The sequence below is a fragment of the Mesorhizobium sp. LNHC229A00 genome, assembly GCF_000502415.1.
Lineage (GTDB): Bacteria > Pseudomonadota > Alphaproteobacteria > Rhizobiales > Rhizobiaceae > Mesorhizobium.
On the sequence record NZ_AYWQ01000167.1, the window covers coordinates 1 to 500 of the forward strand.

The window sequence follows — 500 nt, forward strand, 5'->3', positions numbered from 1 at the left end:
CCAGAGCCAGATCGCAAGCGGTCACGGCTCCATGCCGATCCGCTCCGTCTCCGCAGCTCCTCAGTCCCGCCCGCATCTCCCAGTCGCGCCCGGGTAGCCATTGCGCTGCAAGGCGGGTCTGATCGCTACGGCGGCGCGGCCACCGTCTCCATCAGTCGGTTCGGCGACAAAGCCAATCATCTCCCGTAAGAGAAGTGCTTTCGGGCAAGTTCCGCAGGTTCAAGGAGATCGTTGACGGCGCCGCACTTGGAGCTGCGTCGAGCGCATGGTGTCGAGCTTGCCGCCCAAGGTACGTGGCTTCGAAACGCGTGCGATTGCGCCTCATAAACCGCTGCGCGGCTGGTCGCGGACATACGAGGGGGCGCAGGCGCCTGAAACGAACCCGTCGGTCACGACGGAGCAATCCTGCCGCCTGACCAGGCGCGTGGAAAAGTATCACAACGGTGACCACAGCGTCGCTTCAGGCCGTCAAAAGCTATTGCCGTGCGTCAAGGCGGGCT

The 500-nt window shown here is 64.2% G+C and carries 1 protein-coding gene; it reads left to right on the forward strand.

The features are described 5' to 3' along the window. Positions 1-265: 265 nt before the first annotated feature. The coding region (locus tag X742_RS1000000175340; RefSeq protein ID WP_210164364.1) for a hypothetical protein at positions 266-500 on the forward strand (235 nt) is incomplete at its 3' end.